A 15,518-nucleotide genomic window follows, 5' to 3' on the forward strand; every position below is an offset into this window, starting at 1 on the left:
TGATGAAGAAATTAGAAGATGTTGGTGTACTGGTAGCGCGCATTCTGATGTCAATCCTGTTTATTACCGCAGGTTGGGGAAAAATCACCGGATATGCAGGTACCCAACAGTACATGGAAGCCATGGGCGTCCCTGGATTTATGCTGCCGCTGGTGATTCTGCTTGAGTTTGGCGGCGGTCTGGCAATTCTGTTCGGTTTCCTGACCCGTACTACCGCGCTGTTCACCGCAGGCTTCACGCTGCTGACGGCATTCCTCTTCCACAGTAACTTTGCGGAAGGTGTGAACTCTCTGATGTTTATGAAAAACCTGACCATCGCAGGCGGCTTCCTGCTGCTGGCTATCACCGGTCCGGGCGCATTCAGTATTGACCGCGTACTGAATAAAAAGTGGTAAGCAAACTATACTGAACACATCAAAAAGCGAGGAGATATCTCCTCGTTTTTGCTATCTGAGGAGACGAAAATCATGGGACAACTGATTGACGGCATCTGGCATGACACCTGGTACGATACCAAATCAACCGGTGGGAAATTTCAACGTTCTGCATCGGCTTTCCGTAACTGGCTCACCGCAGATGGCACGCCTGGCCAGACCGGTGAAGGTGGCTTTGCTGCCGAAAAAGACCGTTATCATCTGTACGTTTCTCTGGCCTGTCCGTGGGCACATCGCACACTGATTTTGCGTAAACTTAAAGGGCTGGAACCGTTTATTTCCGTTTCCGTTGTGCATCCGCTAATGCTGGAAAACGGCTGGACCTTTGACGACAACTTCCCAGCGGCAACCGGCGATACCCTGTATCAGCACGAATTTCTTTATCAGCTCTATTTACACGCCGATCCGCACTACAGCGGTCGGGTGACCGTTCCGGTACTGTGGGACAAAAAAAACCACACTATTGTCAGCAACGAATCTGCAGAAATCATCCGCATGTTTAACACTGCGTTTGATGCGCTGGGTGCGAAAGCCGGGGATTACTATCCACCTGCCCTGCAAAGTAAAATCGACGAGCTGAACGGCTGGATTTATGACAACGTCAATAACGGCGTGTATAAAGCGGGATTTGCCACCAGCCAGGAAGCCTACGACGATGCCGTGGAAAAAGTCTTTCAATCTCTGGCACGACTGGAGCAGATCCTGGGTCAGCATCGCTTCCTGACCGGTGACCAGCTAACTGAGGCCGATATTCGCCTGTGGACCACGCTGGTGCGCTTTGATCCGGTTTATGTCACCCACTTCAAGTGCGACAAACACCGCATCAGTGACTATCTGAATCTGTACGGTTTTCTGCGCGATATCTACCAGATGCCGGGCATTGCGGAGACCGTCAACTTTGACCATATCCGTCATCACTACTTCCGTAGCCACAAAACAATCAACCCGACCGGTATTATTTCAATCGGCCCGTGGCAGGATCTCAGCGAACCTCATGGGCGTGACGAGCGTTTCGCCTGATTTACACTGGCCTCCGTTTGGGTAATGCTGTTCAGTTAACGCCTCAGTTTCGAAAGGCATCAACATGTGCTGGCGGAGGTAATGAATATGTTATTTCAGGGAAAGGGTTCCGTTCACCTCATGTTCATCGTTTCTCTGAAGCACCGATTCCTGTGAACGTGTAAAGGGCGTTCTCCGCCACGCCCTTTACAATCCCGGCTCCCGGCAGGAAAATTGTTGCTATGCAATACCCTCCGCTTATTCCTCCAGGCTACCGGGTCGGGCGCGAGGAAACATCCCTGTAAAACGCGCCCTGAACCCGCATCCATGCGGGTTCTCCCGGCCTTACGGAAACACGTCGGCAATTTTCAGCCGGACCAGCCCACACCTGACCATCTGCGTTTTTTTTGAATATATCTGAACAGCAAATCAGATTTAACTGGAAGTCAGAGCATTACAGCGATGACCCCGGTCCGGCTGAAAATCGATGAGGCGTTGACGGCTGACCGGGGCTGCCCGCAGGGATGCGGGCAGAGGGGACGGCCTGCATGGACGCAGGCTCGGCCCCGACCCGACAGGCAGACGGAATAAGACGAATACATCGCGCAGCGACGATTTTCCCGCCGGGAGCCTGGGTTGCAAGGGAGGCGGCGGTGAGCCTCCCTTGCCCGTTCACGGGTATAAAGATATCAGAGAAGCAACGCACATGAGGTGAACGGAACCCTGAGCAAGAATCACATGTTCACCATACATGCTTAACTGATCGGCATTGCCCGTTTGGAGGCCAAATAATTAACAACACAAATATTTACCAGCATTCCATTCGCAGCTATTCTTAATTTGATTGCTTTAAAAACAAGTAATTGAACGCAGAACGAGGCAAAAATGGATTGGTATTTAAACGTATTAAAGAATTACTTTGGTTTTGGTGGCCGCGCGCGTCGTAAAGAATACTGGATGTTTGTGCTGGTCAACATCATCTTCACGTTCGTGCTGGGCATTCTGGACAGAATGCTTGGCTGGGAACGCGCCGGAGGAGAAGGCATATTAACGACGATTTACGGGGTTCTGGTCTTTATCCCGTGGTGGGCGGTACAGTTTCGGCGTTTACATGACACCGACCGTTCAGCCTGGTGGCTGCTGGTGCTATTGATCCCGATCGTCGGCTGGTTGGTCATCATCATTTTCAACTGTCAAAACGGCACTCCGGGGAGCAATCGCTTCGGCGCTGACCCCAAACAGCTGTCCTGACGTAGTACGTATAGATGCCTGAAGGCGTTAGCTTATCAGGCCTACAACATATCTCCGTCCTGTAGGCCGGATAAGGTGCAATTGCACCGCATCCGGCGTAACAGTCAGGCTATTTACCCGCAAACAGCTTGGGAATTTCTCGCAGACACCAGGATTTCGCCTCGCCCATGCTGTCACGACGCCAGGCCATAATAATATCTATCTCGCTTGTCGATTCCGGACTAACGACCCGCAGTCGACCAGCTGCAATATCCTCTTCCACCAGCGGGTACGGCATTGTCGCTACGCCCAATCCGGCCAACAGCGCCTGACGTTTATCTTCTATCGTACTCACCGTCAGACGCGGCTGTTTATCCAGCAGTTGAACGGTCAACACCGGACGTTCACGTGCGGTATCCGCCACAGCGATCCCACGGTATTTCACGCGGGTGACTTCCGATAACGGTTCCGGCTCCTGGTGGATAGGATGATCCGGTGCCGCCACATACACGTTCATCAGCGAGTACAGCTTGCGCGAGTTGATTTCGGAAGATGAGCGAAAATGCATATCCGGCGCAATCACGATATCCGCCCGCCCCTGCTCAAGACGCTCCCACGCCCCGGCCAGAACTTCGGTAATGACGGAAAGCTGGGTATTGGCCTTCCCGGCCAGTCTGTCGATCAGCGGGAAAAACGCCGCCGTTGGCACCAGTGCTTCGGTAACGATAGTCAAATGCGTTTCCCATCCGCGAGCCAACGCTTCGGCATCGGTAGTCAGCTTATCCGCAGCTTCCAGCAGTACGCGCCCACGCTCCAGCAGCATACGCCCGACGTTAGTGAATTTTGTACGGTGGCCTGAACGGTCAAACAGTACCACGTCCAGCTCTTCCTCCAGCTTCTGCATGGTATAGCTAAGTGCGGAAGGCACGCGCCCCAGTTCGTCTGCGGCGGCGGCAAAGCTGCCGCGCCTGTCTATTGCGTCCATGACGCGTAACGCCTCAAGCGTTAAAGCCCTTTCTTTAGCCATCTCGTTCTCATTCAGGAAATTTGAACATACCGGGCAGAATATCTGGCTAACAATGCAGCGTCTAGCCATTTAACATAAAAGGAAGTAAAGAGAGGTCAAGAACTATGATTACTACCCGTACAGCCAAACAATGCGGGCAAGCAGACTACGGCTGGCTGCAGGCCCGTTATACCTTCTCCTTTGGACACTATTTTGATCCTAAACTGCTGGGTTATGCCTCGCTGCGTGTTCTGAACCAGGAAGTTCTGGCACCGGGGGCCTCTTTCCAGCCGCGGACCTATCCGAAGGTGGATATCGTCAATCTGATCCTCGAAGGGGAAGCGGAGTACCGAGACAGCGAAGGCAACCATATCAAGGCCAAAGCAGGCGAAGTTTTACTGCTCGCGACACAGCCCGGGATTAGCTATAGCGAACACAATATCAGCAAAGACAAACCGTTAACGCGGATGCAGCTCTGGCTGGACGCCTGCCCGCAGCGTGAAAACGCCTGCGTACAGAAAGCCACGCTGGGTACCGGTAAGCATCAGCTGCTGGCCTCGCCGGACGGTGAACAAGGCAGCCTGCATCTGCGCCAACAGGTATGGGTGCACCACGTTGAACTGCAGCAAGGTGAATCGCTGAGTTTTCAGTTACATGGGCCACGCGCTTATTTACAGTCGATTCACGGCAGATTCCATGCGGTGACATCTGGCGCCGAAAAAGAAGCGCTCACCTGTGGCGATGGGGCATTTATTCGTGACGAAACTAACATAACGTTAGTCGCCGATACCCAGCTGCGCGCTTTGCTGATAGATTTGCCCGTATAGTCAGGGAAAACAATGGAGTACGACTATTGAGCAAGAAATCATCAAAAAAACGCCAGCCGCAGGTTGAGCTGAAAAAACAGGAAACAGTTGCCTTCGGCTATGAAGAAATGCTGACAGAGCTGGAAGCGATTGTGGCCGATGCCGAGCTACGGCTGGAAGACGAAGAAGCCGCCTGAAAAGGCGGCTTAGACTTATGCCGGGTGGCGGCAACGCCCTACCCGACCTGGAGATTAATGCGCCTTACTGGCCATGATCTCAATGATCTGCTTGTCGGTTTCCTGCATCGACCGACACGCCAGCGCACACAGGTTAGCGATAGATTGTTCCACGTTATGCGCCACAATCCCTTCGTTTCCGGTTACGGCAGTATCATCCAGTGCCATCAGCACCGCTTTCCACGCCGCAGATGCGCTGGTTGAGACTTTCATCGCGCAGCTGTTTGAAGCGCCATCGCAAATCATTCCGCTCACGTCGCCAATCATGCTGCTGATCGCCATCGCGATGGTGTTGTAGCGGCCATCCACGATCCATGCCATCCCCGCTGCTGCGCCCATCCCCGCTGTGGTTGCTGCGCACAGCGCAGACAAACGCGGAAGCTGATGATGGATGTAGATAGCGCTCAGGTGAGACAACATTAGCGCACGTGCCAGTTTCTCCTCATCCGCGCCAAAGTGCTCGGCCACCACCATGACCGGAACAGTCGCGGTAATCCCCTGATTGCCGGATCCGGAGTTGCTCATGGCCGGCAGCGTCGCCCCGCCCATTCGCGCATCCGATGCCGCACTGGTGCGGATCAGAATAGAGGTGGAGAGATCGTTCGCCAGCAGGCCACGCGCGCACTGCTTCTCAAGCGTGGTTCCGATGTGCAAGCCCCAGTTACCGCGCAGCCCTTCCTGAGACAGCGCACCGTTCAGCTTTGCCGCATCAAGAATAAAGCGGATCGACTCAAACGGTACCGCGTTCACGAACGCCAGAATCTCTTCCAGCGATGTGTGAGACAATACCGCCAGCGGCGACTCCAGCTCCTCTTCCTGAGTATTCTGTTCTGTGGTGAACACTACACCCTTATTGGTCTCGATGTGGACGATGTTGGTATGACCGCCCACAATCGTCACGCACGCCCATCCTTCAGCGCTGTAAACCTTCGCGCGGGAAAAGAGGATATCCTCGCAAGGTTCCTGCAGCATCACCGCAACCTTGCCAGCGCTCAACATCGCTTTCGCATCAGCGATTGCTTGGGGCGACGCATCTTTCAGTACCTCTAAACCAGCACGGGCATTTCCCCCCAGCGCACCCAGCGCCGCCGCGACAGGTAACCCGACCATTCCGGTACCCGGCACGGTAACGCCCATGCCGTTTTTCATCAGGTTCGGTGAGACCCACGCATCGATACGTTCAACCGCGCCGTCCAGCTCAGAGGATGCGACCGCTGCCGCCAGCGCCAGAGAGATAGGTTCCGTACAACCCAGCGCAGGCTTAACCTCTTCCTGTACCGCGCGGATAAAACTATCCCATAATGGATTCAATGTAGTCTCAAACATAACAACAACCTTTGCTCAGATAACTCAGGAAAATGCCAGGAACGGAGAAACGCACAGCAGCAGGCCCGTGATAATAATCAGATACAGGGAAGCGCCTTTGTATTTGTGCAGTGAAGGAACTTTGTAGACCAGCCAGGCCGGGATCAGACAACCCACCATGCCGAAGATAGGACTACAAATAGAGGTGAAGCTCAGTACTGGCGCATTGAGCACAATTGCACTCCAGGCCAGCAGGATGGCAAAAATCATAATGCCGCGCTGAACCAGGGTTTCGTTGATTTTCTCGGCTGGCATTTTGCGGCGCAGCACGTTCATTACGATCCCCTGAGTCGCTTCACGGAAACCTAAGTAGACGCCGAAGAAAGCGGTCATAACGGCAAAGATGTTCAAAACTACGCTGACGATTTTCACCCAACCAGCACCCGCACCGCTGATAAACTGCGCGGCAATCGCCAGAGCGGAAATATTCTGCTCATAAGCTTTAACCGCTTCGTCATGGCCCATCGCCAACGTGAAGGAAACGGCGTAGAAAAAGACGGTCACGAACAGAATACCGAACGCGATATTCATCGCTCGCAGGGCTTTATGGCGCGCCACTTCAATGGATTTGTTGCGAGAACGATACGAGATAACCATCGGGCTTAATGTCTGAATAAACAGAATTGAGGTCAGCGTAAATGGCAACGTTATGATCGCGTTTTTGATCAGCAGCGCCATCGGCGGCAGTAAACCTACGTTATACAAATGCCACATCCCAACCATCGATACGCCAAGCGCTGCCACTACCAGCAGCTTGGTCAGCACCATGCCGGTGGAGATTTTAAACAGCAGTTTTTCCCCGCGTGACGAGATGGCCACCAGGATGCAAATCAGCACCAGGCCATAGAACGGGCTGTCGGACAGTAAACCTTCAGTAACGCCAAACGTGTGCAGATAAGAGGCGCTATCGTTGGTGATGGCGGTGGAATAGACAAACATCCAGATAACCAGCATCACAAAATACAACGCACCTAACAGGATGCCCCAGTTCTTACCCAGATAGCCGCTGATCACGCTCGGGTAGTCTTTACACTCTGGGGACTCAGCCAGCGTGTTGATAAACAGGCGCTGGAACAAATACATGGCTGGATAGCCGATGATAGAAGAGAGTAAGAACACCCACAGCCCCATCAATCCTACCTGGACGGGAAGAAAAACAATCCCCGCGCCAATTGCCATACCGATACTCATAATGACCCAGCCAGTGTCCATGCTGTCGAATTTAATGGCTTCACGCCATTCACTTTCGGTCATCCCCGCCCGACGCGCCGGAGCAGATGCGTCGAGTATTACGCTGTTATTCGTTGCCGTTTCCATAAAAATCTCGCTCAAAATGTAGGGTAAGGTTTTATTATTTTTCCGTTCCGCATCAATGCGATACGCGGTACGAGTCGTGCAGGCGAGTTCGTTAGAATGGAGAAATCATACGCCGAGGGTCAGAGAAAAACTTCACATAAATACCCCCTCATTTCATAATGTTTAATAAAATTTTTCTATTTTATATTTACAAAATGGGATTAATTTCCCTTTTTGAAGCGGATCACAACAAAAAAAAGGGCGCACTCAAGTGCGCCCAAAGGAGAAATAAACACAAATTTAGTTAAGTGCAAATCACTTTGATAGCCAGACCACCACGTGACGTTTCACGGTATTTGTCGTTCATATCTTTGCCCGTTTCATACATGGTCTCGATCACTTTATCGAGCGAAACGCGTGGCTCAGATGTTCGACGTAGCGCCATACGCGCAGCGTTGACGGCTTTTACCGCGTTGATCGCATTGCGCTCAATACACGGTATTTGTACCTGTCCGGCGACCGGATCGCAGGTCAGTCCCAGGTTATGCTCCATGGCGATTTCCGCCGCAATACACACCTGAGACGGGCTACCGCCGAGCAACTCGGTCAGCCCGGCTGCTGCCATTGAACAAGCGACGCCAATTTCCCCCTGGCAACCCACTTCGGCACCAGAAATAGAGGCATTCATCTTATACAGCGCGCCTATCGCCCCAGCGGCCAGTAAGTAGCGGGCAATGGAGTTTGCATTCACCGGGCGGCGGAACTTGTCGTAATAGGCCAGGACAGCAGGGATAATCCCACATGCTCCATTGGTCGGTGCCGTCACAACCCGGCATCCGGCGGCGTTTTCTTCGCTCACGGCCAGCGCAAACATGTTGATCCAGTCGATAACGTTCATCGGGTCGCTGGACAGGTTATCGCTGGAAACCAGCAACCGACGTAATGCCACGGCGCGGCGCGGGACGTTCAGTGGACCCGGCAGTACGCCTTCGGTGTTCATGCCGCGCTCAATTCCAGCGTGCATAACGTCCCAAATGGCAGCAAAGCCAGCATCGATTTCTTCTTTGCTGCGCATCGCCAGTTCGTTTTGCATCATCAGGCCGGAAACAGACAGCCCGTTGCGCTCGCACAGTTTCAGCAGTTCGCTGGCGGAATGAAAATTGTAGGGTACGTGTGCTTCAACATCATGCGCCTGACCAAATTGCTCCTCTTCAACGATAAAACCACCGCCGACGGAGTAATAGGTTTTGCTTAATAGCGTCTCGCTGCCGTTCCACGCTGTGATACGCATACCATTTTCATGGCGCGGCAGCGTTTCGGTATGAAAGAGAATATTTTCGTCTGGGGAAAAATCGACAACATGCGTGCCCCCTGCAACCGGTAAACGTCCGGTACGGGCCACTTCCTGAGTAAAACCAGCGATTGAATCTATATTAACATTTTGCGGACTGTTACCGGCCAGTCCCATCATGATGGCGACATCTGTTGCATGACCTTTTCCGGTCAGGGAAAGCGATCCATAAAGATCGACCACAATATGTGTAGCCTTGGAAAGTTCCCCGCAGCTGACCAACAGATCGATAAAGCTTTTACCAGCGTTCATTGGCCCCACGGTATGGGAGCTGGAAGGTCCAATGCCAATCTTGAAAATATCGAATGCGCTAATCATATCCACACCCTCGGATTGCCGTTCAGTGAAGACCAGGTTTCACACTCATTAAGGATCGGGGCGATCCTGAGATCGCCCCGCAAGGGATTACAGCGTGTCGCCACGTACGGCGATGGCTTCAATCTCCAGCTTCACATCCTTTGGTAAGCGGGCGACCTGCACGCAGCTGCGTGTAGGGTAGATTGCCTTATGCTCATCAAAGAACTGCTGGTAAACCTGATTGATGGTGGCGAAGTCGTTCAGGTCGGAAACGAAAACGGTGGTCTTGACGATATCGCTCACTTTCAAACCTGCAGACTCGACAATCGCTTTCACGTTTTCCAGGCTTTGACGCGCCTGATCGGATACGTTTTCAGCCACTTCACCGGTCTGTGGACACACCGGGATTTGACCTGACGTCAACACCATGCTGCCCAGATCCACACCCTGTACGTAAGGCCCGATAGCCCCTGGCGCACATTCGGTTGCAATAACTTTTCTCATAGTCCCTCCGGCGTCAGAGCGCCTGGGTGAAAGTACGTGAAATAACATCCTGCTGCTGTTCGCGGGTCAGCGCGTTGAAGCGCACCGCATAGCCAGACACGCGGATCGTCAGGTTCGGATAGTTTTCCGGGTGCTCAATGGCATCCATCAACATTTCACGGTTCATAACGTTAACGTTCAGATGCTGACCACCTTCCACATGCGCTTCATGGTGGAAGTAACCGTCCAGCAGACCGACCAGGTTGGTTTTACGCACTCCATCCTCTTTGCCCAGCGCTGCCGGTACAATAGAGAAGGTGTACGAGATACCGTCTTTGGCATAGGTGAACGGCAGTTTGGCGACCGAGGTTAACGACGCCACCGCACCTTTACGATCGCGGCCGTGCATCGGGTTTGCCCCTGGCGCAAACGGCGTACCTGCGCGACGTCCGTCCGGCGTGTTACCAGTTTTCTGTCCGTACACCACGTTGGAGGTGATGGTCAGAATGGACTGCGTCGGCACCGCGTTACGGTAGGTTGGCAACACTTTAATTTTCTTCATAAAGCGCTCGACCAGATCGCAGGCAATACTGTCTACGCGCTCGTCGTTGTTGCCGTATTGCGGATAGTCTCCTTCGATTTCAAAATCAATCGCCAGACCGTTTTCATCGCGAATCGGTTTCACGCGAGCATATTTGATAGCCGACAGAGAATCCGCCGCCACGGACAGACCCGCCATACCACAGGCCATCGTGCGATAGACATCACGATCGTGCAGCGCCATCAGCGATGCTTCGTAGCTGTACTTGTCGTGCATGTAGTGGATGATGTTCAGCGCGCTGATGTACTGCACGGCCAGCCAGTCCATAAAGTGGTCCAGGCTCTCCATCACCGTGTCGTAGTCCAGCACGTCATCCATCAGCGGTGCCGTTTTCGGCCCGACCTGGATTTTCAGCTTCTCATCCACACCGCCGTTGATTGCGTACAGCAACGTTTTGGCGAGGTTGGCACGCGCCCCGAAGAACTGCATTTGTTTGCCGATAACCATCGGGCTGACGCAGCAGGCAATGGCATAGTCATCGCTGTCAAAGTCGGCACGCATCAAATCGTCGTTTTCGTACTGTAAAGACGAGGTAATGATCGACACCTGGGCGGCGTATTTTTTGAAGGCGATTGGTAGCTGTTCAGACCACAGCACCGTCAGGTTCGGCTCTGGTGCCGGGCCCATGGTGTGCAGCGTATGCAGATAGCGGAACGAGTTCTTCGTCACCAGCGTGCGGCCATCAAGCCCCATACCACCGATAACTTCGGTCGCCCAGATAGGGTCGCCTGAGAACAGGGTGTCGAATTCCGGCGTACGCAGGAAGCGCACCATACGGATCTTCATAATGAAGTGGTCGATCAGCTCCTGCGCCTGCTGCTCGTTTAAAATCCCCGCTTTGAAATCGCGCTCAATGTAGATGTCGAGGAACGATGCGGTACGGCCCAGCGACATCGCGCCGCCGTTCTGCGATTTCACCGCAGCCAGGTAAGCAAAGTACACCCACTGCACCGCTTCCTGCGCATTACGTGCCGGGCGGGAGATATCGCAGCCATACTTCGCCGCCATTTCCTGCATTTGCAGCAGAGCGCGACGGTGCTCAGACAGCTCTTCACGCAGGCGAATCGTGGCTTCAAGATTCTGGCCCCACTCCAGGTTCGACTGGAGATCGGCAAACTGCAGTTCACGCTCGCGCACCAGGTAGCGGATACCGTACAGCGCCACGCGGCGATAGTCACCGATAATACGGCCACGGCCATAGCCGTCCGGCAGACCGGTCAGCACGCCGGATTTACGGCAGCGCAGCATATCCGGAGAGTAGGCGTCGAATACGCCCTGGTTATGGGTTTTACGCAGTTCAGTAAACTGGTATTCAAAATCAGCATCCATCTCACGACCATAAGCATCAAAAGAGCTTTTGATCATGTTGATGCCGCCAAACGGATGCAGAGCGCGCTTGAGCGGCTTATCCGTTTGCAGACCAACGATTTTTTCCAGTTCTTGTTCAATATAACCCGCATCATGCGCGGTTATCGTGGTAGCAATATTGGTATCGAAATCAACCGGCGCGTGCGTCGAGTTTTCAATACGGATGCCCGCCATAACTTTTTCCCACAATGCAGTGGTCGCAGGCGTTGCTTCGGCGAGGAAAGATTCATCCCCTTCATAAGGCGTATAGTTGTGCTGAATAAAATCACGGACATTAATTTCTTCTTTCCAGTCCGTACCTTTAAAGCCATTCCAGGCTTCGGCATACAGCATATCGCTGGTATCGATATTTACCTTCATGAAAAATAATCTCTCTGCTGAAAATTAATTATGCAAATGCTACTGGGGTATTAATTTTGCCTAATGCAATGGCATCACGTGCAATCATTTTCTCTTCATTTGTGGGAATAACCGCACAAATAACACGAGCATCTTTATTTGAGATAATTCTTTCACCATGGGAATTTGGCAGACTATTCATTTCGTTGTCGATATTCACGCCTAAAACGGCAAGGTGCTCAATAACCAGACGACGAATTAATACCGAGTTCTCACCTATTCCACCAGTGAAAATAATCCCATCAAGACGATGCAACGATGCGGCATGGCCGGCGATATGACGCGCGATACGATGCACAAACGTTTTAATCGCCAGCTGCGCACGCTCATGTCCCTCGTGCCAGGCTTTTTCTAACGTACGTAAGTCAGAGGACAAACCGGAAATACCCAGTAAACCGGACTCTTTATTCACTACGCGCTCAAGGTCGCTCAGCGTCTGGTTGGTTTCGCTGGCAATCCACGCCATCGCGCCGAAATCAACGTCGCCACTGCGTGTCCCCATCATCAACCCTTCCAGCGGCGTCATGCCCATTGAGGTATCAACGCTCTGGCCGTTACGCACCGCACAGATTGACGCGCCGTTCCCCAGGTGAGCCACAACCAGACCCGAGTCATCACTCTGCAGGTCGAGAAGGTCATGCGCTTGCTGAGAAACATAGCGATGCGACGTACCATGGAAGCCGTAACGACGAACGCCCAACTCTTCGAAATATTTCCACGGTAAACCGTACAAATAGGCTTCAGGGGCCATCGTCTGGTGGAAGCTGGTATCAAATACCGCAACCTGCTGCCGGCCAGGGAAAAGGTGCTGAGCAGATTCGATCCCACTCAGGTTCGCATAATTATGTAACGGTGCTAGCGGCGATACCCGGCGGATATTATCGATAACTTCGTCAGTAATAATTGCTGATTCGGTAAAGATATTTCCGCCGTGGGCAATGCGGTGGCCAATTAAGGCCACGCCGTCCATTAAATTACGTTTCTCTAGTTCAACGGCAATTGCTTTCAATGCGTCTTCGTAGCTGTGGTGAGCCAGCTTAGCTGGCTCTCCTCCATTAATTGCTATGAACGCATTTTCAGAGTTAATACCGTCCGCGATTCCCGCCATTAAAACTTCACAGTTAGCTGCATCCAGCACTGAGAATTTAATGGAAGACGAACCACAGTTAATAACCAGTACTACCGGAAACTCATTCATTTCACTACTCCGCTCATCCTGAGCTTAAGGATTAAAACAGTTTGTAGACAATGTTCAGGATGGTCAGCAGACCAATCACGGTAACAAACACGTTATCCAGACGGCCACGGTATTTCGCCAGTGATGGCGCTTTACGGATGGCATACATCGGCAGCAGGCAGAGCAGAGAGGCAATAATCGGCGCGCCCATTGCTTCAATAAGGTCCAGGATGTTCGGGTTGGCGTAAGCCACAACCCAGGTGGAGCCCATGATGAAGATCATGCTGATGGTGTTCAGTTTGCCGGCGGAAACTTTGGTCTTATCGCCTTTGTAACCAAACTTCAGCACCAGACCGTTCAGACCTTCCAGCGTACCCAGGTAGTGGCCGAAGAACGATTTGAAGATAGCAACCAGGGCGATAATAGAAGCACCGTATTCCAGAACGGTCGCGAAGGTGGACTTCGTCCCGGACAGTGAAGCGAAGTGGTTCGCCAGATAAGACAGTACTGGAATGTTCTGCGCTTTCGCATCCGCCATGTTTGCCGGAGACAGCGTGAACAGGCAGCTAAAGGCGAAGAACATTACCACCGCAACCATCAGCATACTGGCGCGGGAGATGATTTTAGAACATTTCTGCTCGGTAAATTCGCGACCGAAATCTTTCTCATACTCTTCGCGTTTAGAGACCACGAAGGAAGAAACGATTGGCGAAAAGTTGAAAGAGAACACCATGATGGAAATACCCAGCCATACGGTAACCAGGATGCCGTCATGGCCAGTCAGAGCGATATTGCTGATATCAACCTGATCGATAACCGCTGAGTTCCAGTAAGGAATCAGTGACAGAGAGATAAGCACCAGGCTGGCAATGAACGGCCATACCAGGTAGCTCATCACTTTAACCATCAGATCTTTACCAAACCAGATGACGAATGCCATCAGCAGCAACAGGAACAGCGCCACGAAGCCACGGTTCAATGCTGGCATCTGCAGCTGGTTTTCCCAGAAGGTCATAAAGGTGTTGGTAATGGTGACGCCATAAATCCACAGCAGCGGACAAATCGCAAAGAAGTAGAGGAACGTGATAACCACGCCGCCCGTTTTACCAAAGTGCTCTTCAACCGTTTCTGTGATGTTACCGGAAGGATTAGAACCGGAAAGACACAGGCGTGCCAGCGCACGGTGGCAATAGAACGCGATGGGGTATGCTAACACCAGCATGATCAGAATGGGGATCAGTCCGCCAAAACCTGCGCGGATAGGGAAGAACAGCACCCCAGCGCCGATGGCAGTACCAAATAAACCCAGTGTCCAGGTGGTGTCCGATTTGCGCCAGGACGACTGTTTTGTCTGGCTGGATACAATGCTATCAGTAGTACTCATATCCTATCCTCAACGAAGTATATTAAGCGTCAACTAAACCAGTAATTTGAGATACACGAGAAAGGTCGATATTACCGCCAGAAATAATGCTGACTGTTTTTCTGTTCTGGATATAGCTATCTAATTTCCCGCTTAATAATGCTGCGCATGCCAGCGCACCGGCACCTTCAGTTACAACTTTATTTCGCTGAATTAATGCCACCATGCTGTTGCGAATTTCATCTTCGCTGACCAGGACAATGTCATCCACCAACTCACGAACGATTTCATACGTTAAAGTACCCGGGCGAGAGACGTCACAACCATCTGCCAGGGTGCCGGTCGTTCGGTGCGTGGTTATTTCTCCAGCGTGGAAAGAAGCCGCCATGCCGTGAACGTTTTCAGACTGCACGCCAATAATTTTAATGGTCGGGTTAATAGATTTAATTGCCACCGCAATACCCGCAATCAGTCCACCACCGCCAATTGGCACAATCACGTTATCGACATCGTACAGATCTTCCAGAATTTCCAGACCAATAGTGCCCTGACCAGCAATAACTTTCGGGTCATCATATGGTGGAATAAAGATACGGCCTTCCGTTTCCACAATCTCGCTAACCTTAGCGATGGTGTCGTTGAAGTTGTCGCCATGCAGCACAACTTCCGCGGAATAATCGCAGGTTGCCGCTACTTTAGACTTCGGTGCGCCTTTCGGCATCACCACTTTGCCGTCGATACCGAGCATAGCGCAGGAGAGAGAAACCCCTTGCGCATGGTTACCTGCAGAGCAAGCCACCACGCCCTTCATTCTTTCGGCTTCTGTTAAGGAACTGAGCTTGTTAAAAGCGCCACGGATTTTAAATGAACCGGTACGCTGCATGTTTTCAAACTTGAGGAAAATTTCCCCTTTGCAACGTTCACTAAAATAGTTAGAGCGAGGCATTCCCGTTTTATAAATTTTCCCCGCCAGTCTTTTTTTCGCTTCGAGGATATCTTCAATTGCAACTGGGAGATCGTATGTAATGTGCATTAGAACCTCTTACTAGGGTATTAAAGTAAATAGATAGCCGTGACCATTGTCAGATATAGACAGATGGCGTTTAT

General features: G+C 52.1%; 14 protein-coding genes. 5 read left to right on the plus strand and 9 right to left on the minus strand.

Features of this window, described 5'->3' with window-relative positions; translation table 11 throughout:
- Positions 1–2: 2 nt before the first annotated feature.
- The 3 genes from C2U41_RS19150 to C2U41_RS19165 all read left to right on the plus strand — a co-directional run bounded on the left by C2U41_RS19150 (position 3) and on the right by C2U41_RS19165 (position 2,684).
- Positions 3–395, plus strand: coding sequence for a DoxX family protein (locus C2U41_RS19150; RefSeq protein ID WP_181013970.1), 393 nt, complete (start codon positions 3–5; stop codon positions 393–395).
- Positions 396–467: 72 nt separating this feature from the next.
- A complete protein-coding gene (locus C2U41_RS19155; protein ID WP_032937311.1) occupies positions 468–1,454 on the plus strand; it encodes a glutathione S-transferase family protein in 987 nt (328 codons plus the stop codon).
- A gap of 864 nt (positions 1,455–2,318) precedes the next feature.
- Positions 2,319–2,684 (plus strand): DUF805 domain-containing protein, encoded by a 366-nt coding sequence (locus C2U41_RS19165; protein WP_003024853.1) that lies wholly within the window; start codon positions 2,319–2,321, stop codon positions 2,682–2,684.
- Positions 2,685–2,793: 109 nt separating this feature from the next.
- On the opposite strand, the gene yhaJ is transcribed toward C2U41_RS19165, so the two are convergent.
- Positions 2,794–3,690 (minus strand): DNA-binding transcriptional regulator YhaJ, encoded by an 897-nt coding sequence (yhaJ, locus tag C2U41_RS19170; RefSeq protein WP_003024855.1) that lies wholly within the window; start codon positions 3,688–3,690, stop codon positions 2,794–2,796.
- Positions 3,691–3,794: 104 nt separating this feature from the next.
- Between yhaJ and C2U41_RS19175 the strand changes: the two genes are divergently transcribed.
- A complete protein-coding gene (locus tag C2U41_RS19175) occupies positions 3,795–4,496 on the plus strand; it encodes a pirin family protein (protein WP_032937309.1) in 702 nt (233 codons plus the stop codon).
- A gap of 26 nt (positions 4,497–4,522) precedes the next feature.
- Positions 4,523–4,672: a hypothetical protein gene (locus C2U41_RS19180; RefSeq protein WP_003841507.1), complete on the plus strand. Its 150-nt coding sequence runs from the start codon at positions 4,523–4,525 to the stop codon at positions 4,670–4,672.
- 54 nt (positions 4,673–4,726) lie between these two features.
- Here C2U41_RS19180 and C2U41_RS19185 read toward each other — a convergent pair whose 3' ends face one another.
- From C2U41_RS19185 to tdcB, 8 genes are all read right to left on the minus strand, one after another.
- Complete coding sequence (locus tag C2U41_RS19185; protein ID WP_032937307.1) at positions 4,727–6,037, minus strand: L-cysteine desulfidase family protein; 1,311 nt, start codon at positions 6,035–6,037, stop codon at positions 4,727–4,729.
- Positions 6,038–6,061: 24 nt separating this feature from the next.
- Positions 6,062–7,393, minus strand: a complete 1,332-nt coding sequence (locus tag C2U41_RS19190; RefSeq protein WP_016151027.1) for an amino acid permease — start codon at positions 7,391–7,393, stop codon at positions 6,062–6,064.
- 283 nt (positions 7,394–7,676) lie between these two features.
- Positions 7,677–9,041, minus strand: a complete 1,365-nt coding sequence (gene tdcG, locus C2U41_RS19195; protein WP_032937305.1) for an L-serine ammonia-lyase — start codon at positions 9,039–9,041, stop codon at positions 7,677–7,679.
- Between the two features lie 87 nt (positions 9,042–9,128).
- On the minus strand, positions 9,129–9,524 hold the full coding sequence (locus C2U41_RS19200) for an enamine/imine deaminase (protein WP_003024870.1): 396 nt from the start codon (positions 9,522–9,524) through the stop codon (positions 9,129–9,131).
- Between the two features lie 13 nt (positions 9,525–9,537).
- Positions 9,538–11,832, minus strand: coding sequence for a formate C-acetyltransferase (gene pflB / locus C2U41_RS19205; protein WP_003024871.1), 2,295 nt, complete (start codon positions 11,830–11,832; stop codon positions 9,538–9,540).
- Positions 11,833–11,860: 28 nt separating this feature from the next.
- The gene (gene tdcD, locus C2U41_RS19210; RefSeq protein WP_103848561.1) at positions 11,861–13,069 is read right to left on the minus strand and encodes a propionate kinase; all 1,209 of its coding nucleotides are present in this window, start codon (positions 13,067–13,069) and stop codon (positions 11,861–11,863) included.
- A 31-nt stretch (positions 13,070–13,100) separates the two neighbouring features.
- On the minus strand, positions 13,101–14,432 hold the full coding sequence (tdcC, locus tag C2U41_RS19215; protein WP_003024875.1) for a threonine/serine transporter TdcC: 1,332 nt from the start codon (positions 14,430–14,432) through the stop codon (positions 13,101–13,103).
- 22 nt (positions 14,433–14,454) lie between these two features.
- Positions 14,455–15,444, minus strand: coding sequence for a bifunctional threonine ammonia-lyase/L-serine ammonia-lyase TdcB (tdcB, locus tag C2U41_RS19220; RefSeq protein WP_003024877.1), 990 nt, complete (start codon positions 15,442–15,444; stop codon positions 14,455–14,457).
- Between the last annotated feature and the right edge of the window lie 74 nt (positions 15,445–15,518).

It is taken from the genome of Citrobacter freundii complex sp. CFNIH4, assembly GCF_002934505.1.
Classification (GTDB): domain Bacteria; phylum Pseudomonadota; class Gammaproteobacteria; order Enterobacterales; family Enterobacteriaceae; genus Citrobacter; species Citrobacter freundii.